Here is a 236-nt window from a genome sequence, read left to right as displayed (position 1 = left end):
TTTATGGCACCCATCAAGAGCTAATGCATCTAAAGGTCAATTGTAAGCGCATGCCTGAAGTGTATTTAGAATTTGGGAAAAAGAGCTTTGTAGAAAGCCTTAATTCGCACCGTCCAATTCCGACAGGGCTTCCAACAGTTGATACTTTGAGAATGGCGACATCGTTTTCAACATCGGACTCTGAATCGACAAGTCTTGGGTATTCTTTGAAGCTCGGGGTCTCCTTTGGATCGGGT

1 protein-coding gene is annotated in these 236 nt (G+C 44.1%); it reads right to left on the bottom strand.

Going from position 1 to position 236, the window contains the following annotated elements:
* Positions 1–13 precede the first annotated feature (13 nt).
* A partial coding sequence (locus CVH10_RS27145) for a hypothetical protein (protein ID WP_219925118.1) occupies positions 14–236 on the bottom strand: 223 nt, incomplete at its 5' end.

The organism is Halomonas sp. ND22Bw (genome assembly GCF_003011945.1).
Taxonomy (GTDB): Bacteria; Pseudomonadota; Gammaproteobacteria; order Pseudomonadales; family Halomonadaceae; genus Halomonas; species Halomonas halophila.
The sequence above is the reverse complement of the archived record's forward strand: the minus strand, read 5'-3'. Positions and strand labels throughout refer to the sequence as shown.